The organism is Pseudomonas sp. HTZ2, from assembly GCF_033173945.1.
Classification (GTDB): domain Bacteria; phylum Pseudomonadota; class Gammaproteobacteria; order Pseudomonadales; family Pseudomonadaceae; genus Aquipseudomonas; species Aquipseudomonas guariconensis.
Genome location: NZ_CP137332.1, coordinates 2135920 through 2161138, shown reverse-complemented (window position 1 = coordinate 2161138; position 25219 = coordinate 2135920). Strand labels below are relative to the sequence as shown.

The 25219-nt window shown below is 61.9% G+C and carries 24 protein-coding genes; 10 read left to right on the top strand and 14 right to left on the bottom strand.

The window, feature by feature from the left end:
• Window positions 1-42: 42 nt before the first annotated feature.
• Complete coding sequence (locus R6G97_RS10035) at window positions 43-828, bottom strand: AraC family transcriptional regulator (protein WP_043207965.1); 786 nt, start codon at window positions 826-828, stop codon at window positions 43-45.
• A 207-nt stretch (window positions 829-1035) separates the two neighbouring features.
• Here R6G97_RS10035 and R6G97_RS10030 point away from each other — a divergent pair, with 207 nt between their 5' ends.
• A complete protein-coding gene (locus R6G97_RS10030; RefSeq protein ID WP_043207967.1) occupies window positions 1036-1929 on the top strand; it encodes a DMT family transporter in 894 nt (297 codons plus the stop codon).
• Here the strand turns inward: R6G97_RS10030 and R6G97_RS10025 are convergent.
• Window positions 1910-2800, bottom strand: coding sequence for an esterase/lipase family protein (locus R6G97_RS10025; RefSeq protein WP_317848051.1), 891 nt, complete (start codon window positions 2798-2800; stop codon window positions 1910-1912). The two genes, R6G97_RS10030 and R6G97_RS10025, sit on opposite strands and share 20 nt — an antisense overlap.
• Before the next feature lie 119 nt (window positions 2801-2919).
• Between R6G97_RS10025 and osmE the strand changes: the two genes are divergently transcribed.
• Both osmE and R6G97_RS10015 read left to right on the top strand, forming a co-directional pair.
• Entirely contained in the window at window positions 2920-3261 is a 342-nt protein-coding gene (gene osmE / locus R6G97_RS10020; RefSeq protein ID WP_043207971.1) for an osmotically-inducible lipoprotein OsmE, read from the top strand.
• A 47-nt stretch (window positions 3262-3308) separates the two neighbouring features.
• On the top strand, window positions 3309-3839 hold the full coding sequence (locus R6G97_RS10015; protein WP_043207973.1) for a ferritin-like domain-containing protein: 531 nt from the start codon (window positions 3309-3311) through the stop codon (window positions 3837-3839).
• A 135-nt stretch (window positions 3840-3974) separates the two neighbouring features.
• On the opposite strand, the gene R6G97_RS10010 is transcribed toward R6G97_RS10015, so the two are convergent.
• On the bottom strand, window positions 3975-6041 hold the full coding sequence (locus R6G97_RS10010; protein WP_317848050.1) for an AsmA family protein: 2067 nt from the start codon (window positions 6039-6041) through the stop codon (window positions 3975-3977).
• Window positions 6042-6350: 309 nt separating this feature from the next.
• Between R6G97_RS10010 and R6G97_RS10005 the strand changes: the two genes are divergently transcribed.
• The 4 genes from R6G97_RS10005 (at window position 6351) to R6G97_RS09990 (ending at window position 9120) form a co-directional block, all read left to right on the top strand.
• Complete coding sequence (locus R6G97_RS10005) at window positions 6351-6851, top strand: phage infection protein (RefSeq protein ID WP_090343167.1); 501 nt, start codon at window positions 6351-6353, stop codon at window positions 6849-6851.
• Window positions 6852-6972: 121 nt separating this feature from the next.
• Window positions 6973-7605: a TetR family transcriptional regulator gene (locus R6G97_RS10000; protein WP_043211922.1), complete on the top strand. Its 633-nt coding sequence runs from the start codon at window positions 6973-6975 to the stop codon at window positions 7603-7605.
• Between the two features lie 91 nt (window positions 7606-7696).
• Window positions 7697-8815, top strand: a complete 1119-nt coding sequence (locus R6G97_RS09995) for an AGE family epimerase/isomerase (RefSeq protein ID WP_043211925.1) — start codon at window positions 7697-7699, stop codon at window positions 8813-8815.
• 53 nt (window positions 8816-8868) lie between these two features.
• Window positions 8869-9120, top strand: coding sequence for a hypothetical protein (locus R6G97_RS09990; protein ID WP_043211929.1), 252 nt, complete (start codon window positions 8869-8871; stop codon window positions 9118-9120).
• 47 nt (window positions 9121-9167) lie between these two features.
• On the opposite strand, the gene R6G97_RS09985 is transcribed toward R6G97_RS09990, so the two are convergent.
• The 6 genes from R6G97_RS09985 to R6G97_RS09960 form a co-directional block, all read right to left on the bottom strand.
• Complete coding sequence (locus R6G97_RS09985) at window positions 9168-9935, bottom strand: SDR family oxidoreductase (RefSeq protein WP_102081313.1); 768 nt, start codon at window positions 9933-9935, stop codon at window positions 9168-9170.
• 600 nt (window positions 9936-10535) lie between these two features.
• Entirely contained in the window at window positions 10536-11252 is a 717-nt protein-coding gene (locus R6G97_RS09980; protein ID WP_043211932.1) for an ABC transporter ATP-binding protein, read from the bottom strand.
• Window positions 11249-12124, bottom strand: coding sequence for an ABC transporter ATP-binding protein (locus R6G97_RS09975; RefSeq protein ID WP_043211934.1), 876 nt, complete (start codon window positions 12122-12124; stop codon window positions 11249-11251). The genes R6G97_RS09980 and R6G97_RS09975 overlap by 4 nt, the downstream gene beginning before the upstream one ends.
• Window positions 12121-13410: a high-affinity branched-chain amino acid ABC transporter permease LivM gene (gene livM, locus R6G97_RS09970; RefSeq protein WP_043211937.1), complete on the bottom strand. Its 1290-nt coding sequence runs from the start codon at window positions 13408-13410 to the stop codon at window positions 12121-12123. Before livM ends, R6G97_RS09975 begins: the two co-directional genes overlap by 4 nt.
• Before the next feature lie 2 nt (window positions 13411-13412).
• Window positions 13413-14327, bottom strand: coding sequence for an ABC transporter permease subunit (locus tag R6G97_RS09965; protein ID WP_043211939.1), 915 nt, complete (start codon window positions 14325-14327; stop codon window positions 13413-13415).
• A 157-nt stretch (window positions 14328-14484) separates the two neighbouring features.
• Window positions 14485-15621: a branched-chain amino acid ABC transporter substrate-binding protein gene (locus R6G97_RS09960; protein WP_043211941.1), complete on the bottom strand. Its 1137-nt coding sequence runs from the start codon at window positions 15619-15621 to the stop codon at window positions 14485-14487.
• A gap of 529 nt (window positions 15622-16150) precedes the next feature.
• Between R6G97_RS09960 and pncB the strand changes: the two genes are divergently transcribed.
• Both pncB and nadE read left to right on the top strand, forming a co-directional pair.
• A complete protein-coding gene (pncB, locus tag R6G97_RS09955) occupies window positions 16151-17356 on the top strand; it encodes a nicotinate phosphoribosyltransferase (RefSeq protein WP_043211943.1) in 1206 nt (401 codons plus the stop codon).
• A gap of 3 nt (window positions 17357-17359) precedes the next feature.
• Window positions 17360-18187, top strand: a complete 828-nt coding sequence (nadE, locus tag R6G97_RS09950; protein WP_043211947.1) for an ammonia-dependent NAD(+) synthetase — start codon at window positions 17360-17362, stop codon at window positions 18185-18187.
• A gap of 110 nt (window positions 18188-18297) precedes the next feature.
• Here the strand turns inward: nadE and azu are convergent, their stop codons facing one another.
• Window positions 18298-18747 carry an azurin gene (gene azu / locus R6G97_RS09945; RefSeq protein ID WP_043211949.1) on the bottom strand — a complete coding sequence of 150 codons (450 nt, stop codon included), beginning with the start codon at window positions 18745-18747 and terminating at the stop codon, window positions 18298-18300.
• 347 nt (window positions 18748-19094) lie between these two features.
• Here azu and R6G97_RS09940 point away from each other — a divergent pair, with 347 nt between their 5' ends.
• A complete protein-coding gene (locus R6G97_RS09940) occupies window positions 19095-19682 on the top strand; it encodes a TIGR00730 family Rossman fold protein (RefSeq protein WP_043211950.1) in 588 nt (195 codons plus the stop codon).
• Between the two features lie 120 nt (window positions 19683-19802).
• Here the strand turns inward: R6G97_RS09940 and R6G97_RS09935 are convergent, their stop codons facing one another.
• The 4 genes from R6G97_RS09935 to R6G97_RS09920 all read right to left on the bottom strand — a co-directional run bounded on the left by R6G97_RS09935 (window position 19803) and on the right by R6G97_RS09920 (window position 25188).
• Entirely contained in the window at window positions 19803-22103 is a 2301-nt protein-coding gene (locus R6G97_RS09935) for a YgiQ family radical SAM protein (protein WP_043211952.1), read from the bottom strand.
• A gap of 213 nt (window positions 22104-22316) precedes the next feature.
• A complete protein-coding gene (gene dnaB / locus R6G97_RS09930) occupies window positions 22317-23714 on the bottom strand; it encodes a replicative DNA helicase (protein WP_043212012.1) in 1398 nt (465 codons plus the stop codon).
• Between the two features lie 113 nt (window positions 23715-23827).
• Window positions 23828-24274 carry a 50S ribosomal protein L9 gene (gene rplI, locus R6G97_RS09925; protein ID WP_043211954.1) on the bottom strand — a complete coding sequence of 149 codons (447 nt, stop codon included), beginning with the start codon at window positions 24272-24274 and terminating at the stop codon, window positions 23828-23830.
• 20 nt (window positions 24275-24294) lie between these two features.
• Window positions 24295-25188: a hypothetical protein gene (locus R6G97_RS09920; RefSeq protein WP_043211957.1), complete on the bottom strand. Its 894-nt coding sequence runs from the start codon at window positions 25186-25188 to the stop codon at window positions 24295-24297.
• Between the last annotated feature and the right edge of the window lie 31 nt (window positions 25189-25219).

Below are 25219 nucleotides of genomic sequence, written 5' to 3'. Positions count from 1 at the left end.
TGGTCGTCGAGCAGAGTGTAGCCAAGATTTTTCGCCGTCCGCTCAGGCCGTGCGCGCCCGGCGACGATACTGCTCGGGCGTGCAGCGGGCCTGGCGCTGGAACATGGCGATGAACGCCGAGGCGGTGCTATAGCCGAGGTCGAAGGCGATGGACTGGATCGACAGACCCGCCTCCAGCGCCTCGATGGCGCGCAGAAAGCGCAGGCGCAGGCGCCATTCACCGAAACTGATCCCCAGCTCACGCAGGAACTGGCGCGCCAAGGTGCGTTCGCTCACATGCACAAGGCCGGCCCACTCGGACAACGGGCGATTGTCGCCAGGCTCGGCATGCAAGGCTTCGAGCACCTGGCGCAGGCCTTCACTGCGGGCGAATGGCAGGTAGCAGGCCTGCGTCGGCGCAAGGTGCAACTGGTCCAGCAGCACCTGGACCAGGCGCTGGTCGCGTTCGTCCTGGGCCACCTTGAGATCGCGTTGGGCGAAGTCGCCGAGGATGGCCTTGAGAATATCGCTGATCACCAGGGTGCAGGCCTGCTGGGGCAGGTCCTGGCACAGCTCGCTGGCCAAGTACACCGAACGGTAGACGATCGCCTGGGGGTTATAGCAGCCATGCTCGGTCCCTGGAGGCACCCACACGGCGTAATGGGGCGGCGAGACGAAGCGCTGGCCATCGACGTCCAGGTGCATGACGCCATGGGCTGCGTAGTTGAGTTGCCCCCAAGGATGACGATGCGGGGCGCTGTGGGTATCAGCGCCGAATTCGTCGTAGCGAAAGTACACCGGCGCCGGGAGTCGCTCGAAGGCAGGGATGTCGAGATATTTGCGGGCCATGTTGGCTGCTTCGAAGGGTGGGTTGTCTGGATGCGAGTATAGGCTTGTGAACAGACAAAGGATAATGACTGCCAGCTTGGGCCTGCCTGCACTTCGCGGCTCATCCGCGCCTACAGGAATACGCCGGACCTGTGGGAGCGGCTTTACCCGCGAAGGGCTTCAAGGCAGTCCCGAATTTTTGCAACACCCTCAGAGACTCACAGTTCCATGAATTACGCATTTCCCCTGCTGGCCATCCTCATCTGGGCCGGCAATACCGTGGTCACCAAGCTTTCGGCCGGGGCGATCTTCCCTGCCGAGATCGGCTTCTACCGCTGGTTGCTGGCAGGCCTGTTGTTCACGCCGTTCCTGCTGCCCCAGGTCTTGCGCAACCGCGCCGCGATCGCCCCACACCTTGGCAAGATCTTCGTCCTTGGTGTGCTGGGCATGGCCATGTACCAGAGCCTGGCCTACTTCGCCGCAGGCATCACCAGCGCCACCAACATGGGCATCATCCTCTCGCTGATGCCGCTGATGTCCCTGGCCCTGGCCATCGCCTGGCTCGGCCAACACCTGACCTTCGGTGCACTGTGCGGCGCGTTGTTATCGTTCATCGGCGTGCTGGAAGTGGTCTCGGCCGGCAAACCCAGTGCCTTGCTGCAGCAAGGCCTCAACAGCGGCGACCTGTTGATGCTGGTGGCCACCTTTGCCTACGCGCTGTACAGCTTCCTTCTGAAGAAATGGCAACTGCGCCTGCCGGCGATGCAATTGCTGTACTTGCAAGTGGTGGTGGCGATCTTCGTGCTGCTGCCGTTGTTTTTGCTGTCACCGAAAACCGGGCTGAATGCCCAGAACATCGGCCTGGTGCTGTACGCCTGCGTGCTCGCCTCCATGGTGGCGCCACGGGTATGGATGCAGGCCGTGCATCGCCTGGGGCCCAGCCGCACCACGCTGTTCTTCAACCTGCTGCCGGTGGTGACGGCAGTGATCGCCGCCGTGGTGCTGGACGAGCAGCTGGCCAGCTATCACCTGTATGGCGGCCTGCTGACATTGGCGGGCGTGCTGTTGGCCGAACGCTGGACCACACCTGTACGCCGGCCTGTTACAGCCCCGCAGCCTTGAGCCGGGCAGCGTGTTCGGTGAACAGGCGCACCGGGTCGGCGCCCCTGCCCACCGCGCCGAGGGATTGATTGACGATGTCCAGGTGATCGAGCGGGTAGTCATCGCCGATCACCTGGCCAAGATGCGAGCTGAAACGCCCGACCATGCCGTCGCACTGGCCTTTCTCATGCTCGAACGTTCGGGCGAACAGACGACAGAAGCGGTTGCTGGCGTCGAAGCGATTGCGCCCCTGATCGGTACGCCCCGGCTGCAAGGTGCCGGACCAGGAGTAATAGCGCACGCCATTGACCTCGGCATCGCCCTGCCCGCCCCAAGTGACAGGCAGGCCCTGTGGATAAGCCTGGTTGAAGCGGGCCACACCGGCAGTGGTGAAGGACTGGTGCGAGGCATGCACATCGATCGGCAGCGGGTCACGGCGCCAGCCGGTTTCCAGCCAGACCAACAGCACCGCCGTGCCATGCAGCACGGCTTTGAGCATCCGCCCTTGGGCTGAGTCTCCCGGGGCCTTGCGTTCCAGGTAGTCGGCCAGTTCCGAGCCTTGGTTGGGCCCTGCCACCGAGGTCACCGAGGCGACCCGGTAGGGCCGTTTCGCCGCGGCGTAGCGGGCGCTGAGGGCTCCCTGGCTGTGGCCGATCAGGTTGACGCGCGCAGCGCCGGTGCGCCCGCAGATGTCCTCGATGATCGCCAGCAATTGCTCGCCGCGCAGCTCACTGGAATGCAGCGGCGAGACCTGCACCGCAAAGACCTGCGCCCCGCCCCGGCGCAATGCCGGGACGATGCCGAACCAGTAGGGATAGAGCAGCAGCCGCACGAAGCCGAGCATGCCCGGCACCAGCACCAACGGGTAACGCGTGGCAAGTTCCTGGCTCATTCCCTGCCCTCTGCCTGGATCGTAGGCCAACACTACAAGGCCGTGCCGGCGCGATGCAATCGAACTCCTGAGGCGCCCTGCGGTTCCAACCAGAACACCCCTGAGCAAGGAGCCGGACCATGTACAGAAAGACCCTGGCCATCCTGTTGGCAAGCGCGGCGCTGGCCGCCTGCGGCAGCCATCCGGAAAACCCGGTGGATTACGTGACCTACCGTGACGAGCCGCTGGTCAAGCAAGTGGAAAACGGCATGACCATGCAGAAGGTCATCGCCATCGGCGGCAGCCCGTCGAACGCTACCGACCTGCCCAATGGCGGTACCTGCAATGACTACATCCTCAACCGCGACGGCCACCAGCAGCCCTACTACGTGCGCTTCGACGCCACCGGTCATGTCGACGCCAAGGGCTTCAAGACCTGCAAGCAACGAGAAGAGGACCGCGAGGCCGTACCCGGCGCGTGAGCCCTCCCTGACGCACCGTGAATACCCTGATCCTTTCGGAGACGAACATGAACGCTATTGAACTGACCGATGTCCGGACCCTGCGCGAGCGTGCCCGACAACATGTCGAACAAGGCGCCGTGACCGAGGGTTACAACGCCGACCGGGACAAGATCCTTACCCTCCTCAACGAGGCGCTGGCCACAGAGCTGGTCTGCAACTTGCGCTACAAGCGCCATTACTTCATGGCCAGCGGGATCAAGGCCAGCGTCGCTGCCGACGAGTTCCTCGAGCATGCCACCCAGGAGGCCGAGCATGCCGACAGGCTGGCCGAGCGGATCGTCCAGTTGGGCGGCGAGCCGGATTTCAACCCCGACAACCTGAGCAAGCGCTCCCACGCCCAGTACGTGGCCGGCAGCACGCTCAAGGAGATGGTGCTGGAAGACTTGGTGGCCGAGCGCATCGCCATCGACAGCTACCGTGAAATCATCCAGTACATCGGTGAGAAGGACCCGACCACTCGGCGTATCTTCGAGGATATTCTGGCCCAGGAAGAAGAACATGCCGATGACATGGCGGACCTCTTGAAAGGGTTGTAAGCCAGTTTGGGGGCTGCTCTGCAGCCCTCGCGAAGAAACCCGCTCCCGCAAGCTCTGCAGTGCCGTCAGTCACACCGCTATCTGTGGAGCGGGCTTACCCGTGAAGCCTGTCTCGGCGCCCGCACTCGTCACCGATCACTTTTTCTTGCCCTTCACCGCACTCGGCGCCTTGCCTGCCTTCATTTGCTCCAGCAGCGGTGTGCACTGGTTGGGCACATCATCTCCCGGTGCGATCAGCGCCAGCAGCCCGGCCGCAGGTCCCATGGCCACGCCCAGGGCGACCATCCCTGCCCCGCGAAGCGCCAGCGGAACCGCCTGCACCCCAGCGCTGGGCTTGGCGAACGGCCCCCGCACGTAGAGCGGGGATCGCAGGGAGAACAGGCGCAGCCCTTTGGATTCAGGCGTGATCTTCAGGTCCAGTTGCTCGGTGGCAAAATTCGCCGTGCCATTGATGTAGATGATCGCGTTTTCGGTGTCGAAGACGAACAGGCGCGTGGTCGCCAACCCGTCCTTGATACCCACGTTGGCCGCCGCACAGTTGATCTTCACCTCCTCGTCGCCGAACAGCTTGCCAATCACATAGTTGCCCACGTTGAGCCCGGCGATTTCCATCAGGCTGCGGCTGATGGCGCCGTCGTTGATCAACAGGCTCAGATCACCATTGGAAGTGCCCAGCAAGGCCGCCACCGAATTGCCACGTCCGCTGAGGTCGGCATCGCCATTGAGTTCGCCGAAACTGGTCTGCATGGGCGCAAAGCTTGGGAACAACTGCTTGAGTTTGAAGCCCCGGGCGCTCAGGCGCGCCCGCCCCTGCATCGGCACGCTGCGCCCGTCCAGGCGTATGTTCGCGTTCAAGTTGCCGCCCGCCACGCCAAAACGCAGAGGCTCCAGACGCAACAGGCCGTCCTCCAGCAATACGTGGGCGGAGAGGTCCTTGAACGGCAATTGCTCGCTGTGCACGATGCGTTTGCCGCTGAAGGTGACGTCCGAATCCATCGCGCGCCAGCGCTCGGTACGGAACTCCTCTACCGGCAGTACCTTTCCGGTCGGCTGCTTGCTGGCGCCGCCCCGGGCCTTCTGCTCGGCGTTGGAGTCGGCGCCGATCAGCGGCGCCAGGTCCTTGAACAGCAACTGCTCGGACACCAGGTTGCCAGAGAGCTTCGGTCGTGGCTGGCTGGCGACGAACGTCAGGTCGCCGTGGATATCGCTGTCGCCGATCTTGCCGTTGAAGCCTTCATAGCGAAACCGCGCCCCCTGGGCATCGTGCAAGTTGGCGGTGAGGTGACCGTCGGTTGCGTAGGCCGGGGTGTCTGGCAGGGTCACACCCGTGAGGGGGTAAAGATTGCCCAGGCTGCTGCCGGACAAGCGCAGGCGCACATCGAGCGCCCCCAGGTTGCGCGGGTCGGTCAGGGTGCCGGCGAGCGCCACCCGGGTATCGCCGATCCGCGCGTCGGCCTGCAGCGGAAAGGGCTGGCTGGCGTCCTGCAAGGCCAGCAGACCACCGATCTTGCCCGTGCCGGAGACCGGCTGGCCTTTGTAGGTGCCTTGGGCCTTGAGGCCAAAGGCGTAATCCTGGGCAACGCCGGTCTTCTCGGCACGGGCCTTGCCGACGATCTCGCTGAAGGGGATCGGCTTGCCCAGCGGATCGATCTGGACCTTCATGCGGGTTTTCAGCGTCTGGTCATCGAAACTGACGTTGCCTTGATCGAAGCCGATGGCGCCGATGTCCAGCACCCAGGGAGAGGGTTGGGCGTTCTCATCCTTGGGGCCGAGGTCGAAAGTCCAGTTGGCCCGGCCATCGGCCAAGCGCGTCAGGCTGGCGGTAGGCTTGGTGAGGTCGATGCGTGGAATGACGATCTGCTGGAATACCAGCGGCACCGGCGACAGACGAAACGTTACACGCTCAAGGCCGACCATGCGCGGCGCTTCGAGCCAGTCGGGGTTGCCGAGGGTCAAGTCCTCGGCCACGAAGTGCGGCCAGGGGATCCAGGCGCGCCAACCGCCCTCTGAAGGTTCACGGTGCCATTGCACGGCCAGATTGCCGTTGATCGCAAAAGGGCGGTGCAGGGCTTCGGAGACCTTCTCGTTGAGCAGCGGCTTCACGCGGTTCCAGTCGAACGTGGCGATCACTACCACCAGTATCGCCAGCAGGGTCAACAGGCTGGTGAGGATCCAGGTAAGGATGCGCAAGGGACGCGTCATTGCGTAATTCTCCTGACTGCATGGCACAAAACGGGCACCGCGATGGCACTCATTATGTCGGACTGACGAAAGCGCGCCGGGTTTAATCGATGGCGATCATAAACCGGCCCGAGCGGTCGGTGCGCGGGCCTCAACCACCGGTGACACTCCAGTCGAACTTCTCTGAAAGCACTGAGCCTGAGCCGCTCAAGCGGTGTATCAATGGCATCGATTGTTACCATTACCCGGATGAACTTTTCTCTGGCGTTACCGAGCGTAGCATTGGCCTCGTACCCACTTTTCCCAGCCCCCTAGAGGAGCACCGAGATCATGAAACGCCATCTGCTGCTGAGCCTGACCCTGACAGCCCTTGCCGCCAACGCCTTCGCCTTGCCGGCTGCCGAACAACATCTTACGGCTGAATCCCGGTCCAGCGCTGCCACCGTCAGCCAGCCACTCAATACCCTGGCAGAAGGCGGCTCCGATCGCCTGATCGAGCGCAACAACCGCGTCGCCGAGGGTGGCTCCGATCGCCTGATCGAGCGTAACAACCGCGTCGCCGAGGGTGGCTCCGATCGCCTGATCGAGCGTAACAACCGCGTCGCCGAAGGCGGCTCCGATCGCCTGATCGAACGCAACAACCGCGTCGCCGAAGGCGGTTCCGATCGCCTGATCGAGCGCAACAACCGCGTCGCCGAGGGTGGTTCCGATCGCCTGATCGAGCGTAACAACCGCGTCGCCGAGGGTGGCTCCGATCGCCTGATCGAGCGTAACAACCGCGTCGCCGAAGGCGGTTCCGATCGCCTGGTAGAACTTGGCCGCATGGGCTGATCATCATGGCCAAGAACAACAACCCGCCAAGCAATACCTGCTCCCCTCCAAGCCCGGTCCATTGACCGGGCTTCGTTTTTTTTTCTAGAGTGCCCAGCCGTACAGTCACAGAATACGTCCCATGCTGCCGCGCGCCGAACAGAAGCTACAGACACGCCAGGCCCTGCTCGATGCCGCCTGCCAGCTCATGGAGAGTGGCCGGGGTTTCGGCAGCATCAGCCTGCGCGAAGTAGCCAAGGCCGCGGGTATCGTCCCCACCGGTTTCTATCGGCATTTCACCGACATGGACGCCCTGGGCCTGGCCCTGGTGGCCGAGGTCGATGCGACGTTCCGCCAGACCATCCGGATCGTGCGGCACAACGAGTTCGAACTCGGAGGCATCACCGACGCTTCGGTGCGGATATTCCTGGACGTGGTGGCTGCCCACCGCGCGCAATTCCTGTTCCTGGCCCGCGAACAGTACGGTGGCTCCCAGGCCGTGCGCCAAGCCATTGCTCAACTGCGCCAGGGCATCAGCGCAGACCTCGCCACCGACCTGGCGCGCATGCCGCGTTGGCAGCATCTGGACGGCGCCGCACTGGCAGTGATGGCAGACCTTGTGGTCAAGACCGTGTTCGCCACGTTGCCCGAACTGATCGACAGCCCTGACGCCGCGAATCCACAGGCCCTCACCCCGCAGGAAAAGATCACCCAGCAACTGCGCTTCATTTTCGTGGGTGCGCGCCACTGGCAAGGGTTGGGAAATCCAGGCTGATCGTTGCCAACAACGGTAAAGTACCGGCGCGAGCGCCCTGCAACCCCATTCTGCTACCATGGCGCACTGCCCGATTGCGACGAGCGCCTTCATGTCCGACCCCCGCCCCACCCTGCCCGAACTGGCTCGCTTCAACCAGCACTTCGCCGACTGCATCGTGCCACTGTGGCAAGGTCCGGGCTGGAATGCCGAACTGGCCCTGCCCTTTGAAGCCCTCGATGGCGAACACCGGCCCATGCCCGTGCAGCGCTACCGCGCCATGGCCTGTGCCCGGCAGCTGTACCTGTTCAGCAGCCGGATCGAGCAACCGGGCGCGGCCGAGCGGGCGGCGGCGCTGTTCCGCTCGCTGCAACGGCATTTCCACGATGCCGAACATGGCGGCTGGTTCTACAGCATCGATGCCGAAGGTCGGCCACTGGACCGGCGCAAGGACCTCTATACCCATGCCTTCATCGTCTTCGCATGCGCCCATTACTGGGGCAAGGTGCGCGAGGGTCTGGTGGAGTCCGCGCTCAACGCCGCCCTGGATATCGTCGCCGAGCGCTTCGCCCGGGATGACGGGCTGTATGAGGCCAGCCTGGGCGAAGACTGGTCGGACCTGGGTAGCGGTCCCCTGCAAAATCCTCAGATGCACCTGACCGAAGCCTTCCTGCAGACCCTGGCGGTGCGCGAGGACGACGCTGTCGAGCACGCCTTGTTGTCGCTGTGTGAAGCGCTGCAGGCGCGCTTCGTCGATCCCGTCCACGGCTTGATGCTGGAGAAACCGAACGGGGCTGTGGATAACTGGTTCGAGCCGGGGCATCAGTTCGAATGGTTCTATCTGCTCGACACCTCGCCGCTGCTGCGTGGCACCCCGCTGCATGCCTCCATCGATCGTGCATTCATCTATGCCGAACAGTCCGGCGTTAAGGATTCGGCAGTGTTGGCCATGCTGGATGTCGCGGGTAAGGTGATCGACCCCACCCAACGCATTTGGGCGCAGGCGGAATACCTGCGAGCGCTGGCGTTGCGGCCGGGGAGCGCGGCGAAGTTACTGGCGCAGTTGCAGGCGCTCGAGGGTCGGTTCCTGCATGCCGGAGGCTGGTATGAATGCCGCGATGGCCAAGGCGAGGTCAGCCGGCACGACATGCCGTCCACCACGCCCTACCATTTGGCGACGTGTCTGGAAGGCCTGCAGGCTGCCTGTGCGGACAACACTTCCCTCTGCTGATCGACCGCCATGCCCCCTCACCATTGTTCTTCCATCTAGGAGGAACAATGGACATGAAAAACAACGATTTTGCAGCATTCGTGGAAACGCAGATCGACAGGGCGGCCCAGAAGATCATCGACAGCAGCAATCAACGCTACGATGAACACGCCCATGGGAAACTGAGCTACCTGCTGAGCTTGCGCCGCGTGATGAGCCAAAAAGCCACCGCCGAGGACCTCGGCCGACAGGACGCCATCAACGATGTGCTTCAAGCCCTGAACATCATCGAGCCCAACAAAACCTACTTGTCACTGATCAAATAAAGTATCGACGGCACTGCGAGAACCGGCCAAAGCCGGTTCGCGTCCGTTCAGTCCTTGCTCGAGCGGTGGATCGAAAAACCAGCCCAGTCCTGGCTCACCGGCATCAATTCGAGACTGTTGATATTGATGTGCGCCGGTTGGGTAAGCATCCAGAAGATGGTTTCTGCAATGTCCTGGGGCTGGATCGCTTCGGCGCCCGCGTAAGTGGCATCGTACCGCGCCTGGTCCCCGCCGAAGCGCACCAGCGAAAACTCGCTCTCGCACAGTCCTGGCTCGATGTTGCTGACACGCACGCCGGTGCCGCGAAGATCGCAGCGCAGGCTCAATGAAAACTGCCCGACGAACGCCTTGGTGCCGCCATAGACATGGCTGCCCGGATAGGGATAGTTGCCCGCCACCGAACCTACGTTGAGGATACTGGCCCCCCGGCCATGGGCAATCAGGCGCGGCAACAGCAGCCGGGTGGTGTACATCAAGCCCTTGATGTTGGTGTCGACCATGGTTTCCCAGTCGTCCAGGTCGCAGTCCTGGGCAGGTGACGCGCCCAGTGCCAGGCCTGCGTTGTTGACCAGGCCCTGCAGCTTGTCGAAAGTCGGCGGCAGGCTGGCGATCGCCTGTTCCATGGCCTGGCGATCACGTACATCGACCGCAAGACCATGCACTAGGGTCTTGGCCGACAGCTCGGCACACAGGGCGTCCAAGCGCTCCTTGCGCCGACCGGTGAGCACCAGCTTCCAACCTGCCTCAGCAAAACGGCGGGCGGTGGCTTCACCAAAGCCGGACGTCGCGCCGGTAATGAATACGGTGGATGTCATGCGCATCTCCTTCACGGTGGGTTGTCGTCGACAGATGCTCAGCATGGTCTGCTGCATCGTCTCCAGCAAGCGCACCCCATGCTGGTCAATAAATAGCCAATACCTTGAAACCCTTGTAATAGACAGGCTCAACGCACCTATACGCACCTTATCCACAAGGCTTTCCCCACGGATTGGGGGCAACTCGTCATCCTGAATGAACGCAACGTTGTCCAGCGGGTCTGTTGAGCGCTTTTCGGTGATGGCCCAACGCTTTCAATGGTGCCGCTTGCAGCGGTCTGTCCAAGGCTTTTTCACAGAGTTATCCACAGCCTTCGCCAAACATCGACACGCTGTTTGCGGACTGCGCGGCTGCAGTAAAAACGTCCTCAAGCCTGACCTGGTCAAAAAACATACAGATGCCTGTAAGGCGCGCCGGTAAAGGCGTAGAGACACCTGCCACCATGTTTTCCACAGGCGGTTCCACACGATCCGTGGACAAAACGAAGCCTGTGGAAACAATGACTTGCGAAGGGATTCTGCGGGCCCTCGTGCAGGGTATGCGACAAGTTGTCCACATTGGCGTGAACAACCGGGCCGCGCTGCGGCCCGGTTACTGGGTCAGTGTCCGCCGAGGTAGGCGTTGCGCACTTCCTCGTTGACCAGCAGCTCCTGTCCCGTACCGCTCATGCGGATCTGGCCGTTGACCATCACATAAGCCCTATCGGAGAGCTTCAGCGCATGGTTGGCGTTCTGCTCCACCAGGAAGATGGTCATCCCTGTCTTGGCCAGCTCGCGCAAGGTCGAAAAGATCTGCTTGACCACGATCGGCGCCAGCCCCAGTGACGGCTCGTCAAGCAGCAGCAACTTGGGACGGCTCATCAATGCCCGGGCGATGGCGAGCATCTGCTGCTCGCCGCCGGACATGGTCATGGCCCGCTGGTTACGACGCTCCTTGAGCCGCGGGAACAGTTCGTACATGCGCTGCATGTCCTCATCGGCATGCTTGTCGCCAATCGGGATGGTCCCCATCATCAGGTTTTCCTCGACAGTCATGTCGGGGAACACCCGGCGTCCTTCCGGCGACTGGGCAATGCCGTTGGAGGCGATGTAGTGCGAGGACTTGCGGGTGATGTCGGTGCCCCGGTAGACGATCTGCCCGGACGCGGCCCGGGGCTGGCCGAAAATCGACATCAGCAAGGTCGACTTGCCGGCGCCGTTGGCCCCGATCAGGCTGACCGTCTCGCCTTCGTTGATGTGCATGCTGACTTTCTTCAGCGCCTGGATGGGCCCGTAGAACACATCCAGATCCTTGAGCTCGAGAATGGGTGCACTCATACCAGTTCCTCTTCGTCGGCACCCAGGTAGGCGGCGATTACCGTCGGGTTGTTGCGGATGTCCTGCGGCGCACCTTCGGCAATCACGTTGCCGTGGTCGAGCACCACGATATGGTCCGAGATGCTCATGACCATGCCCATGTCGTGCTCGATGAGCACCACGGTGATGTCGTGTTCATCGCGAAGCACGCGGATCATGCGGCTCAGGGCTTCGGTTTCCTGGGGGTTGAGACCGGCAGCCGGTTCGTCCAGGCAGATGATCTTCGGCCGCGTGCACATGGCCCGGGCGATCTCCAGGCGACGCTGCTGTCCGTAGGACAGCTCGCCGGCCAGGCGATTGGCGCAATCGACCAGATCGACCACCTCCAGCCAGTAGAACGCATGGTCCAGGGCATCGCTTTCGGCCTTGCGGTAGGCCTTGGTGTTGAGCACGCCAGCCAGCAGGTTGCGGTTGACCCACATGTGCTGGGCCACCAGCAGGTTCTCCACCACCGACATTTCCTTGAACAGGCGAATGTTCTGGAATGTCCGGGCCAGGCCTGCGCGGTTGACCAGGTGGGTACCGCCGAACATCTTGTAGTACAAGCGATTGGCAAAACGCGCCGGGGACACGAAATCCGCCGCCTGGAAACGCTCGCCGAGCAACTGGATCACATTGGTGCGGCCACCGCGCACGTTCAGTTCGATGCGCCCGCCACTGGCCTTGTAGAAGCCGGTCAGGCAGTTGAACACGGTGGTCTTGCCGGCGCCGTTGGGGCCGATCAGGGCGAAGATCTGGTTGCGCCGGACCTTCAGGCTGACATCGCTGAGCGCTTTGATGCCGCCGAACTGCATCATCAGGTTGTCGACCGAGAGAATGATATCGTCGCTCATGGCGCCACTCCTTTACGCGGGGTCACACCGGCACGGCTGATGCGGATCAGCCCTCGCGGTCGCCAGATCATCATCAGCACCATCAGCACACCAAACAGCAGTACCCGGTATTCAGAGAAGCTGCGCAGCAACTCAGGTGCCACAGTCAGCACGAACGCGGCAATCACCACGCCTACCGTCGAGCCCATGCCGCCGAGCACCACGATCGCGAGAATCAACGCCGATTCGAAGAAGGTGAACGAAGACGGGTTGACGAAGCCTTGATAGGTGGCGAAGAACACTCCAGCCAGGCCTGCGGTGGAAGCGCCCAGGGTAAACGCCGATAGCTTGACCAGTACATGGTTCAGGCCCATCGAGCGGCAGGCGATCTCGTCCTCGCGCAGCGCCTCCCAGGCCCGGCCGACCGGCATGCGGGTCAGACGGTGCTTGATGTACAGGACGGCCAGCACCACGATGAACAGCACTGCATAGATGAACACGAACTTAAGGTTGGCGTTGTATTCGAAACCGAAGAACTCGTGGATGGGCACTCCGCCATCCTTGGCCCTACGGCCGAACTCAAGGCCCATGAAGGTCGGCGCCGGTGCCGGCATGCCGTTGGGGCCACCGGTGAACGACAGCCAGTTGTTCAGCACCAGGCGGATGATCTCACCAAAGCCCAAGGTCACGATCGCCAGGTAGTCGCCATGCATGCGCAACACGGGGAATCCAAGTATGCACCCGGCCAGTGCTGCGGCGATGGCCGCCAGTGGCAGCACACTCCAGAAGCCCAGGCCAAGGTACTGGTAGCCCAGGGCCAGACCGTAGGCACCAATGGCGTAGAACGCCACGTAGCCCAAGTCGAGCAGGCCCGCCAGACCTACCACGATGTTCAGGCCCAAGCCCAGCAGCACGTAGATCAGGCCGAGGATGACCACGGTGAGCAGGTACTTGTTGGCAAAGACCGGAAACACGATGGCGATGACGATCAGCGCCGGAATGATGTAACGCAGCCGTGATTTGTAGTCAGGCGCCAGCACGTGCACGCCCGAGCCGCCACTTTCGAAGCCCTGGAGCATGCGCTGCCCCGAGGCGGTCTGCAAAAACAGGCTGAGCAGGAAGCGCCCCAGCATCACCCCTCCGACCAGCCAGGCCACGCGACGGGGTTCGGCATTGAAGCTGTAGCCGTCGAGCACCACGCCGACGACAGGGCCAAACACGATCAGGGCGAGCAGGCCAGCGACGATGGTCTCCAGCAGGCTGCGCTTGATATCGAAACCGGAAGAAACAGTATTGGCAGCAGACATGTTCACACCTTAGCCACGAGCGGGCGACCCAACAGGCCTTGGGGACGGAAGATCAGAATCATCACCAGCAGTGAGAAACTGAACACGTCCTTGTAGTCGGAGTTGATCAGGCCGGAGAACAACGACTCGGAGATCCCCAGGATGATCCCGCCAAGCATGGCGCCTGGGAGCGAGCCAATGCCGCCGAGCACCGCGGCGGTGAACGCCTTGATGCCGATGATGAAGCCGGCATAGAAGTCGAAGGTGCCGTAGTTCATGGTGATCAGCACGCCTGCGAGGGCAGCCATCACCGCACCGATGACGAACACGTAGGAGATCACCCGGTCAGTGTTGATCCCCAGGATCGAGGCCATCTTGCGGTCTTGCTGGGTCGCGCGGCACATGCGGCCGAGCTTGGTGTACTTGATCACATAGGTGAGCAGGGCCATGCCGACGAAGGCCGCCACCAGGATGAAGATCTTGGTGTAGGTCAGTTGCACGAAGCCGGTCCCCACTTCGACGCGCCAGGCGCCTTCGAGCAGGGTGGGCACGCCTTGCTGGCGGGCGCCCTGGCTGATCTGCGCGTAGTTCTGCAGGATCAGCGAGATGCCGATGGCACTGATCAGCGGTGCCAGGCGGGTGGAGTTACGCAGGGGCTTGTAGGCGATGCGCTCGATGGTGAAGCCATAGATGCCCGTGACGACGATGGTGAACAACAAGGTTCCCAACATCAGCAGCGGAAACGACTCGATACCGAAGTAGGCCAGCAATGCCAGGCTGATCGCCGCGAGGTACGCGGAGATCATATACACCTCGCCGTGCGCGAAGTTGATCATGCCGATGATGCCATAGACCATTGTGTAGCCGATGGCGATCAGACCATAGACAGACCCGAGGGTCAGTCCATTGATCAGTTGCTGCAGGAAAATACCATCCATAACGCAATCTCACCTGATTGAGATTGCACGAGCGCCGACCACGGCGGACCACCGCTGAAGCGGCCCTCGCAGCGCAGAACTGTGCAGATCTACGGATAAAGACAGGTACCGCGGGGCTGCGGCCCGGAGCACTGCGCATCCGGGCCGGTCGCCATTGTTATTTTTGTTTTTCCAGCTGGTGGTACTTGCCGTTGGCATCCCACTGGTAGACCACGTAGTCGGAGACGGTCAGGTCGCCCTTGTTGTCCCACTTCTTCTCGCCCATGACGGTCTGGACCGGGTTGGCCTTGAGCCACTTGGCAGCGTCTTCGCCCTTGTTCGACTTAGCGCCGTTGAACGCGGCAGCCAGGGCCTGGAGGGAAGCGTAGGCGTACAGGGTGTAGCCCTCAGGTTCGGTACCGGCCTTGCGGAACTCCTCCACCACCGCCTTGCTGTCAGGCAGCAGGCGCGGGTCGGCACCGAAGGTCATGTACACGCCATTGACGTACTGGGCACCGCCAGCGGTGGCTACCAGTTCGTCGGTCACGATGCCGTCGTCGGACATGAACTTCACATCTTTCAGACCTTGTTCGCGCAGTTGGCGTACCAGTGGGCCGGCTTCTGGGTGCAGACCACCGAAGTAGACCACGTCGGCACCGGTGGAACGAATCTTGGTGACCACCGCGCTGAAGTCTTTCTCGCCTCGGGTCAGGCCTTCGTACAGCACAGGTTTCACGCCACGTTTTTCAAGCTGCGCCTTGGTCGCATCGGCCAGGCCCTGACCATAGGTGTCCTTGTCGTGCAGGACAGCGACTTTCTTGCCCTTGAGTACATCGACGATGTAGTCGCCGGCCACGATGCCCTGCTGGTCGTCGCGACCGCACATGCGGAACATGGCCGAGAGCCCTCGCTCGGTCACCTGAGGGTTGGTCGAGCCTGGGGTGATGGCGATCACGCCAGCTTCGTCGTAGACCTCAGAGGCCGGGATGGTGTTGGAGGAGCAGAAGTGACCGACCACGCCGATGACTTTGTCCTGATCGACCAGACGGTTGGCCACGGCCACGGCTTGCTTGGGTTCGCAGGCGTCATCGCCCTTGACCAGGATGATCTTCTCGCCGTTGACCCCACCTGCGGCGTTGATCTTGTCGGCTGCCGCCTGGGCACCTTTCATGTACTGCTCGCCAAACGCTGCGTTGGCGCCGGTCATCGGGCCTGCGACACCGATCTTCACATCGGCCTGAACAAACGAGGAAACACCCAGTGCCGAAGCTACGGCGAGAGCCAGGAAACCTTTCTTGTAAAACGTCTGCGACATGAGGTGGTGCTCCTTAGAGTTTTTTTGGTTGGCACTACAACTTTCAGCACTGAGCTCAGAGCAAGCGCCGTGCCAGCAGATTTGTCTTCGTCGCAAAACGCAGTGAGAGAGCGGACTAAAGGCGACCGACGGCCTTTTCTTTATTGAGCGTGCAACCGTCTAACCTAGACAAGTCGCAACCCTGCTGGCCATTCTGGGCAACCGCTCGGCGCCATCATTGCAACCCTGGCAAGTGTTTACGTGCAACCGCCCTGTAACAGGGCGACGTCACCGAACTGCACACTGCAAGTGCACAACTGCCACAGGGGGCACCGTTACGAGGCGGCGCAGTGTGTAGGAAAGTGCCCGGATCACGGGCGACAAAAGCGCCAAATCGCGGGACAAGCCCGCTCCGACAGGGGCTGCCCGGGCCGAACCGCACGGGCCGTTACCGAAGCCAATGTGCTCACGACGGCGCAAACGCTGGCACAATGGCGCGGATTCCGCGCGCCTGCTTTGTGACGCGAGCGCCGCCACTTGGAGCCCCTCAATGAGCGAGAGCGCATTTGCCGAGCGCATCGTGCACAACCTGCTCGACACCGACTTCTACAAACTGACCATGATGCAGGCTGTCCTGCACAACTACCCGGATGCAGACGTGGAATGGGAGTTCCGCTGTCGCAACGGCGAGGACCTGCGCCCGTACCTCGACGAAATCCGCAAAGAAATCGAACACCTCAGCGACCTTAGCTTGGACGAAGGTCAGCTGGCCTTCCTCGAGCGCATCAGCTTCCTCAAGCCCGACTTCCTGCGTTTTCTTGGGCTGTTTCGTTTCAACCTGCGTTACTTGCGTATTGGCATCGAGAACGATCAGCTGTTCTTGCGCCTGCGTGGCCCATGGCTGCACGTGATCCTGTTCGAAGTGCCGTTGCTGGCCATCATCAGCGAAGTGCGCAATCGTCATCTGCACCCACGCATGCGCCTTAGCGAGGCGCGTGATCAGTTGTACCGTAAGTTCGACTGGCTGCGTGCCCATGCCAGCGACGAGGAGCTGGCCGAACTGCAAGTGGCCGACTTCGGTACCCGGCGGCGCTTTTCCGGTCGAGTGCAGGAAGAAGTGGTACGGGTGTTGCGTGATGACTTCCCAGCGCGCTTCGTCGGCACCAGCAACGTGGACCTGGCCTGGAAGCTGGATGTCAGGCCCCTGGGCACCATGGCCCATGAGTGGATCATGGCCCACCAGCAACTGGGCCCTCGGCTGATCGACAGCCAGATCGCCGCGCTGGACTGCTGGGTCCGCGAATACCGCGGGCTTTTGGGCATCGCCTTGACCGACTGCATCACCATGGATGCCTTCCTGACCGATTTCGACCTGTACTTCGCCAAGCTCTTCGACGGGCTGCGCCATGATTCCGGAGATCCGGTAGCCTGGGCGGAGAAGGCCATCGCCCATTACCGAAAACTGGGCATCGATCCGATGACCAAGACGCTGGTGTTTTCCGACGGCCTGAATCTGACCCGTTCGCTGGAAATCTTCCGCGCCTTGCGCGGTCGCATCAATGTCAGCTTCGGTATCGGCACCAACCTTACCTGTGACATTCCTGGTGTAGCGCCGATGAGCATCGTGCTTAAAATGACCGACTGCAACGGCTCGCCGGTGGCCAAGATCTCCGACGAGGCCGCCAAGACACAGTGCCGTGACGAGAATTTCGTCAATTACCTGCGCCATGTATTCAAAGTCCCCAGCAAGGAGTAACCCATGCAAGCCGTTCAGCGAGAGATTGCGCAGCAGCTCAAGGTGCAGCCCCCGTTTGCCGACGCCGCCGCGCTCCAGGCCGAAGTCACCCGGCGCGTGACCTTCATCAAGGGATGCCTGGCCAATGCTCGGCTCAAGACCCTGGTCCTAGGCATCAGCGGCGGGGTCGACTCGCTGACCGCGGCCCTGCTCGCCCAGCGCGCGATCAATGAGTTGCGTGCCGAGACCGGAGACGACAGCTACCGCTTCATCGCCGTGCGCCTGCCCTATCAGGTACAGCACGACGAACACGACGCCCAGGCGTGTCTGGATGTGATCAAAGCCGATGAAGTGCACACCGTGGATATCGCCCCGGCCGTCCGCGCCCTGGCAGCCGAGACCAAAGCCTTGGAAGGCGGCTCGCCGACCCTGGTGGATTTCGTCGTGGGTAACGTCAAGGCGCGCATGCGCATGGTGGCCCAGTACGCCATTGCCGGCGCCCGGGGCGGCCTGGTGATCGGAACAGATCATGCTGCCGAGGCGGTGATGGGCTTTTTCACCAAATTCGGTGATGGTGCCTGCGACCTGGCACCACTGAGCGGCCTGGTCAAGAACCAAGTGCGAGACATCGCTCGCAGTTTCGGCGCGCCGGAAGCGCTGGTGGAAAAAGTCCCGACCGCGGACCTGGAAGACTTGGCGCCGGGCAAGCCGGACGAAGCCTCCCACGGCGTGACCTACAAGCAGATCGACGCGTTCCTGCACGGCGAGCCGGTCAGCCAGGAGGCGTTCGACATCATCGTCGCCACCTACCGCAAGAGCCAGCACAAACGCGAGCTGCCGTTCGCGCCTTGATCAGCCCCTAGAAACGCCTGTGGGAGCGGGCTCACCCGCGAATGCAGTGGCAGACCACCGAGGCATTCGCGGGCAAACCCGCTCCCACAGGTTATACGCTCAGGTTTCGCTTATTTGACGATGACCTTGCCCTTCATCATCGAGATATGGCCTGGGAAGGTGCAGAAGAAGCTGTAGTCACCACCGGCTTCGAGCTTGGAGGTGTCGAACTTAACTTCGGTTTCCTTCTCTGGCGCACCGATCATCTTGGTATGGGCGATGATCCCGGCATTGGCGGCATTGAGGTAGTCGTTTTCCAGACCCTTGCTCATGCCTTCGGTGGCGATGCCCTGCATGTCGGCAGTCTTGCTGATCACCAGGTTGTGGCCCATGACGTTCTTCGGCAGGCTGCCGGAATGGGTCAGCTTGACGGTGAACTCTTTGCAGCTCTTGTCGACGGTGAATTCCTTGGTGGTGTAGGACATCTGGTCGGTGGACTCGACAGTCACCGAGCACTCGGCTGCAAAGACAGAAGCGCTGGCGAGGGTCAGCAGGGATACCGCTACAGCTTTCGCAAACATCATGAATCTCCTTGGCAGGGTTTAATCATTGCGAGACTGCCTGAAGCCGCTCGCCTCCCCGCTGATATGGGTCAAGGAGGAAAGGCCTCAGCCAGTAGATTTGTTCAATGGATTGTATACAACCAATCTAAGTGCACATCATGCCCTCTTAATGGACGATGGGACAACCTCTCATTCAGGAGCAAGTACCATGACATTGAGCAGCATGATGCGCAGCCTGCTGGCTGCCTACGCCTGTGGCGCCAGTGGCGCGGCAGTTTGCGAGTTCTCCCGCCCCGAGTGAATCGGCGCTTGGAAGCGGCAGGCATGCGCCTTACCCTGTGCGCGCATGTGATGGGAGATTAGCAATGCCTGTACGTTCCGTTTGTGTCTTTTGCGGTGCCAGCATCGGCACCCACCCCGCTTATCGTGAAGCCGCGGTAGCTCTGGGCCAGGCCATCGCCCGGCGCGGCCTGACCCTGGTGTACGGCGGGAGCTCCGTGGGCCTGATGGGCGCTGTGGCCGATGCCGCCATGGCGGCTGGCGGGGAAGTGATCGGCGTCATGCCACAAAGCCTCATCGATGCGGAAATCGGCCATAAAGGCTTGCCACGGCTGGAAGTGGTCGACGGCATGCACGCCCGCAAGGCGCGCATGGCCGAGCTGAGCGATGCCTTCATCGCCCTTCCGGGGGGCCTGGGAACGCTAGAGGAACTGTTCGAGGTCTGGACCTGGGGCCAGCTGGGCTACCACGCCAAGCCATTGGGCTTACTAGATGTGAACGGGTTCTATGAAAAACTGGGCGGGTTCCTCGACCATATCGTCGAAGAAGGCTTCGTAAGACCGCAGCACCGGGCGATGCTGTTGCTTGGCAAGCAGCCGGATGAGCTGCTGAATGCGATGGAGGAATTCGTGCCGCCCGTGCTACCCAAGTGGGTCGACAAGAAACCTGATTGATCTCGATCGATGGGCCCCGCATCTGACCTGTGGAACGGGTTTTACCGCCAATGCGTCGGTAGACACCTCAGCATTCGCGGATAAGCCCGCTTCCACAGGGTCCAGTGCCCAGGCTATCGATCAGCGCGGAATGACTGGCTGACGAGGCTTCTTCTTGCCTTTGCCGCCCTTGGCCGCTTCCCTGCGCTCCTTGGCCGCCTGTTGGTTGCGAGCGAACGCTTCGGCCTTGGCCTTCTCCCGTTTGTCCCACGGCTTGCTGCCATCGCTGGCGCGCGGCGGCAGGCCGGTGTGCTGGGTCAGGATCTTCTGGTCTTTGCCCACCTTGTGGCTGCCGGCAGGAGTCGAGTTCTTGCGGCGAGCGCTCTGGTAGCTGTCGGTCTGCGGCTGATGCAGCGGGATCAACTGGTGCTTGCCCGGACCGATCAGGTCAGCGCGCCCCATGCGTTGCAGCGCTTCACGCAGCATTGGCCAGCCCTTCGGATCGTGATAGCGCAGGAAGGCCTTGTGCAGGCGACGCTGTTCTTCGCTCTTGACGATCTCCACCCCTTCGCTCTTGTAGGTCACCTTACGCAGCGGATTCTTGCCCGAGTGGTACATGGCCGTGGCCGAGGCCATCGGCGAAGGGTAGAACGCCTGCACCTGGTCGGCGCGGAAACCATTGCTCTTGAGCCACAGGGCGAGGTTCATCATGTCCTCGTCGGTGGTGCCTGGGTGCGCGGCGATGAAGTACGGGATCAGGTATTGCTCTTTGCCCGCTTCCTTCGAGAACTTCTCGAACATGCGCTTGAAGCGGTCGTAGGTGCCGATCCCCGGCTTCATCATCTTGTCCAGCGGCCCCCGCTCGGTGTGTTCCGGAGCGATCTTCAGGTAACCGCCGACGTGGTGGGTCACCAGCTCTTTGACGTACTCCGGGGACTCCACGGCCAGGTCGTAGCGCAGGCCGGAAGCGATAAGGATCTTCTTCACCCCCGGGAGGGCACGCGCCTTGCGGTACAGCTCAATCAGCGAACTATGGTCGGTGTTGAGGTTCTCGCAGATGCCGGGGAACACGCAGGACGGCTTGCGGCAGTGCTTCTCGATCTCGTGGCTCTTGCAGGCGATGCGGTACATGTTGGCGGTCGGGCCGCCGAGGTCGGAGACCACGCCGGTGAAGCCTGGCACCTTGTCACGCATTTCCTCGATTTCGCGGATGATCGAGTCGTGGGAGCGGTTCTGGATGATTCGGCCTTCGTGCTCGGTGATCGAGCAGAAGGTGCAGCCGCCGAAGCAGCCACGCATGATGTTCACCGAGAAGCGAATCATCTCGTAGGCCGGGATGCGCTCCTTGCCATAGGCCGGATGCGGGACGCGCGCGTAAGGCATGCCGAACACGTAGTCCATTTCCTCGGTGCTCATCGGGATGGGTGGTGGGTTGAACCACACGTCCACCTCACCATGCTTCTGCACCAAAGCGCGGGCGTTCCCGGGATTGGTCTCCAGGTGCAGCACACGGTTGGCGTGGGCGTAGAGGACCGGGTCGTTGCGCACCTTCTCGAACGATGGCAGGCGGATCACCGACTTCTCACGGGTCATGCGCGGGCTGTCGAGAATCTGCACAACCTTGGCTTCGTTCGGGTCCTCGACTTCACCCTTGGCCTGCTCGATGGCGCAGGCCTGGGTGTCCTGGGTGTTGACGTAGGGGTTGATGATCTTGTCGACACGTCCTGGCCGGTCGATGCGGGTCGAGTCGATCTCGTACCAGCCCTCTGGTGTGTCACGGCGCACGAAGGCGGTGCCGCGTACATCGGTAATGCTTTCGATGCGCTCGCCCTGGGACAGGCGCTGGGCGACTTCAACGATGGCGCGCTCGGCGTTGCCGTACAGCAGGATGTCGGCACTGGCATCGATCAGGATCGAATGACGGACCTTGTCCTGCCAGTAGTCGTAGTGGGCGATGCGACGCAGGGAGGCTTCGATGCCACCGAGGACGATCGGCACATGCTTGTAGGCCTCCTTGCAGCGCTGGCTGTACACCAGGCTTGCGCGGTCAGGGCGCTTGCCCGCCAGGCCACCCGGGGTATAGGCATCGTCGGAACGGATCTTCTTGTCCGCGGTATAGCGGTTGATCATCGAGTCCATGTTGCCTGCCGCGACGCCGAAGAACAGATTCGGCTCGCCAAGCTTCATGAAGTCGTCCTTCGACTGCCAGTTCGGCTGTGCAATGATGCCGACGCGAAAGCCCTGGGCTTCCAGCAGCCGGCCAATGATGGCCATGCCGAAGGACGGATGGTCGACGTAGGCGTCTCCGGTCACGATGATGATGTCGCAGGAATCCCAGCCGAGCTGATCCATCTCCTCCCTGCTCATGGGCAGGAACGGTGCCGGCCCGAAGCATTCGGCCCAGTACTTGGGATAGTCGTAGAGTGGTTTGGCTGCTTGCATGTCAGTGACCGGTTCTGGTGTGCAGGGAAATCGCGGGCGCGGAATATAGCACAAAATTTGATCAAATCCGACGATAGTGGTCGGATTCGTGTGCTCAAAAAAAGAGACTTCCGCCCTGTGGGAGCGGGTTCACCCGCGAATGCGATGGCGCAGAGTCCACTGTATTCGCAGGCAAACCCGTCGTCACATGGGACAGACGTACCGCTGGAAGGGTTATTCGTCGTCGTCGAAGTTGTACATGCCCGGAGCGAGGTTCTCGAAACGGGTGTACTTGCCGATGAACGCCAGGCGGATGAAGCCGATGGGGCCGTTACGCTGCTTGCCGATGATGATTTCGGCGATGCCCTTGTGCTCGGTCTCGGGGTGATACACCTCGTCACGGTAGACGAACATGATCACGTCGGCGTCCTGCTCGATCGCTCCGGATTCACGCAAGTCGGAGTTCACCGGACGCTTGTTGGGGCGCTGCTCGAGGGAGCGGTTGAGCTGCGACAGGGCGATGACCGGGCAGTTGAATTCCTTGGCCAGCGCCTTGAGGGAACGCGAGATCTCGGAGATCTCGTTGGTCCGGTTATCACCGCTGGAGCCAGGGATCTGCATCAACTGCAGGTAGTCGACCATGATCATGGCGATATCGCCATGCTCGCGGACCAGACGGCGGGTACGGGCACGCATTTCCGAGGGACTGATGCCGGCGGTATCGTCAATGAACAGCTTGCGGTCGTTGAGCAGGTTGACTGCCGAGGTCAGGCGCGGCCAGTCGTCGTCGTCCAGCTGACCGGAACGCACCTTGGTCTGGTCGATGCGCCCCAGGGACGACAGCATACGCATGATCAGCGCATCGCCGGGCATCTCCAGGGAGAACACCAGCACCGCCTTGTCGCTGCGCAGCACTGCGTTCTCCACCAGGTTCATGGCGAAGGTGGTCTTACCCATCGAAGGGCGACCCGCGACGATGATCAGATCCGCTGGCTGCAGGCCGCTGGTCTTTTCATCCAGGTCGGTATAGCCGGTCGACAGACCGGTGATGTCGCTGTCGGAGTTGAACAGCGTGTCGATGCGGTCGATGGCCTTGGTCAGCAGCTCGTTGACGCCCACCGGGCCACCGGTCTTGGGCCGTGCTTCGGCGATCTGGAAGATCTGCCGTTCGGCGTCATCGAGAATTTCCGCAGCATTGCGGCCCTGGGGGTTGAAGGCGTTGTCGGCGATATCGGTGCTGATGCTGATCAACTGGCGCAGCGTGGCCCGCTCGCGAATGATCGCCGCATAGGCCTTGATGTTGGCCACCGAGGGCGTGTTCTTGGCCAGCTCGGCCAGGTACGCCAGCCCGCCGACCTGGGTCGAGAGGCCTTCCTTGTCCAACTGCTCGTGCAGCGTGACCACGTCGAACGGCTGGTTCTGATCCACCAGTTTGTGGATGGCGCGGAAGATCAGGCGGTGGTCATGCCGATAGAAATCACCGTCCGAGACCTGGTCCAGCACCCGCTCCCACGCGTTGTTGTCCAGCATCAGGCCACCGAGCACGGCCTGTTCGGCCTCGATGGAGTGCGGCGGCACCTTGAGGGCGGCAGTCTGCAGGTCTAGTTGTTCGGGATTGCTGATCTCGTTCATGTCCACACGAAAAATCTGGGTGATGAAAAAGACAAAGGGCACGACCTGCATGATGCAGGACCGTGCCCGATGTTAACCGGCTGGCCCCGAGGAGCCAACCGATTCGCGGCAGCTTAGGCTGCGACGACAACCACGCGAACGGTGGCTTCAACGTCGCTGTGCAGGTGCACGGCAACGTCGTATTCGCCGACGTTACGGATGGTGCCGTTCGGCAGACGAACTTCAGCCTTGGCCACTTCAACGCCGGAGGCGGTCAGGGCGTCAGCGATGTCGTGGGTGCCGATCGAACCGAACAGCTTGCCTTCGTCACCAGCGGTGGCAGTGATGGTCACTTCCAGCTCGGCCAGTTGGGCAGCGCGGCTTTCAGCCGAAGCTTTACGCTCGGCAGCAGCTTTTTCCAGCTCGGCGCGACGCTCTTCGAACGCAGCCAGGTTGACGGCGTTGGCAACGACGGCCTTGCCGAAAGGCAGCAGGAAGTTACGGCCGTAACCACCTTTTACTTTTACTTTGTCGCCCAGGTTGCCCAGGTTGGCGACTTTTTCCAGCAGGATCAGTTCCATTTGGTAAAACCTCTTAACTTTTAACCTTCACCGTTCGCGGAATCGTCACCCTGGTGAGGGGACTTGCGACCGCGAAAATCAATCAGGCTATCGACAATGGCCAAGACCACGAGCAACGGATAAGTCAGCTGCATGAACAGCACCAGCGTCACGTACAACCCCACCAGCCAGAACTTGGCCAGGCGCTTCTGGGCCACCAACCCATGCAGCAGGGCGATCCCCGCGAACATGAGCGGCACACTGCACAGTGGTGTCAGCAATGCCAGGCCAGGACCGAAGTTCGGGCCGAACAGCATGCAGGCCAACAGCACCAGCATCGGCACCAGGGGAATCCGTACCGCGTGAAACTCGCGGCCGAAACCTCCCGGGTTGTACAACACGGCTTGCCAGTAGCGACCCAACATCAGGGCCAGCACGCTGACAACTTGCAACAGAGCCGCAATCAGGCCGCCGAGCACCGGTACGATGAGGCTTCCAAGGTGTGCCTGTTCCTCTACCGACAACTGCTGGTAGAGGCCGTCGAGCATCTGCGGCAGGGCTTTTTCAAGCGCTCGCGCCAGAGCTTCAATCGGTTCGCGGAACACCGAACCAAGCACAACACCGTACAACAGGCCCAGGGCGATGCTGGACAACAGCACCCGGTTCCAGGAATGTCCGGCGCGCAGCAGCGCAGCCAGCCCCAGCGTCCCCAGCAGCACCATCAAGGTGCGTGGCTCGCCGAAGATCCACCAGGCCAACGCCGGCAAGATACCCCAGACGATGACCGAGGAAGCGTCCTTGAAACCGCGCCGCAGGAACACCAGGCTCCCGGCGGCGGCACTCAACCAGAACAACAGCGGCAACGCCGCACAACCGGCCACCACAATGGAGGCCTGCACACGACCGCGCATGATGAAATCAGCCAACGCTCGCATGCTTATCCCTTGCTACTTGTCGACGACCCGG

Bases quoted from the DNA above. Each gene is read 5' to 3' on its own strand.
- R6G97_RS10035 (WP_043207965.1), bottom strand. From the start codon at position 828: ATGGCCCGCAAATATCTCGACATCCCTGCCTTCGAGCGACTCCCGGCG.
- pncB (WP_043211943.1), top strand. From the start codon at position 16,151: ATGAGCGAGAGCGCATTTGCCGAGCGCATCGTGCACAACCTGCTCGAC.
- R6G97_RS10005 (WP_090343167.1), top strand. From the start codon at position 6,351: ATGAAACGCCATCTGCTGCTGAGCCTGACCCTGACAGCCCTTGCCGCC.
- R6G97_RS09960 (WP_043211941.1), bottom strand. From the start codon at position 15,621: ATGTCGCAGACGTTTTACAAGAAAGGTTTCCTGGCTCTCGCCGTAGCT.
- R6G97_RS09935 (WP_043211952.1), bottom strand. From the start codon at position 22,103: ATGCAAGCAGCCAAACCACTCTACGACTATCCCAAGTACTGGGCCGAA.
- livM (WP_043211937.1), bottom strand. From the start codon at position 13,410: ATGTCTGCTGCCAATACTGTTTCTTCCGGTTTCGATATCAAGCGCAGC.
- R6G97_RS10030 (WP_043207967.1), top strand. From the start codon at position 1,036: ATGAATTACGCATTTCCCCTGCTGGCCATCCTCATCTGGGCCGGCAAT.
- R6G97_RS10025 (WP_317848051.1), bottom strand. From the start codon at position 2,800: ATGAGCCAGGAACTTGCCACGCGTTACCCGTTGGTGCTGGTGCCGGGC.
- R6G97_RS10000 (WP_043211922.1), top strand. From the start codon at position 6,973: ATGCTGCCGCGCGCCGAACAGAAGCTACAGACACGCCAGGCCCTGCTC.
- R6G97_RS10010 (WP_317848050.1), bottom strand. From the start codon at position 6,041: ATGACGCGTCCCTTGCGCATCCTTACCTGGATCCTCACCAGCCTGTTG.
- R6G97_RS09975 (WP_043211934.1), bottom strand. From the start codon at position 12,124: ATGAGCGACGATATCATTCTCTCGGTCGACAACCTGATGATGCAGTTC.
- R6G97_RS10015 (WP_043207973.1), top strand. From the start codon at position 3,309: ATGAACGCTATTGAACTGACCGATGTCCGGACCCTGCGCGAGCGTGCC.
- R6G97_RS09965 (WP_043211939.1), bottom strand. From the start codon at position 14,327: ATGGATGGTATTTTCCTGCAGCAACTGATCAATGGACTGACCCTCGGG.
- R6G97_RS09980 (WP_043211932.1), bottom strand. From the start codon at position 11,252: ATGAGTGCACCCATTCTCGAGCTCAAGGATCTGGATGTGTTCTACGGG.
- dnaB (WP_043212012.1), bottom strand. From the start codon at position 23,714: ATGAACGAGATCAGCAATCCCGAACAACTAGACCTGCAGACTGCCGCC.
- azu (WP_043211949.1), bottom strand. From the start codon at position 18,747: ATGTTTGCGAAAGCTGTAGCGGTATCCCTGCTGACCCTCGCCAGCGCT.
- R6G97_RS09920 (WP_043211957.1), bottom strand. From the start codon at position 25,188: ATGCGAGCGTTGGCTGATTTCATCATGCGCGGTCGTGTGCAGGCCTCC.
- R6G97_RS09985 (WP_102081313.1), bottom strand. From the start codon at position 9,935: ATGACATCCACCGTATTCATTACCGGCGCGACGTCCGGCTTTGGTGAA.
- R6G97_RS09940 (WP_043211950.1), top strand. From the start codon at position 19,095: ATGCCTGTACGTTCCGTTTGTGTCTTTTGCGGTGCCAGCATCGGCACC.
- R6G97_RS09995 (WP_043211925.1), top strand. From the start codon at position 7,697: ATGTCCGACCCCCGCCCCACCCTGCCCGAACTGGCTCGCTTCAACCAG.
- osmE (WP_043207971.1), top strand. From the start codon at position 2,920: ATGTACAGAAAGACCCTGGCCATCCTGTTGGCAAGCGCGGCGCTGGCC.
- rplI (WP_043211954.1), bottom strand. From the start codon at position 24,274: ATGGAACTGATCCTGCTGGAAAAAGTCGCCAACCTGGGCAACCTGGGC.
- nadE (WP_043211947.1), top strand. From the start codon at position 17,360: ATGCAAGCCGTTCAGCGAGAGATTGCGCAGCAGCTCAAGGTGCAGCCC.
- R6G97_RS09990 (WP_043211929.1), top strand. From the start codon at position 8,869: ATGAAAAACAACGATTTTGCAGCATTCGTGGAAACGCAGATCGACAGG.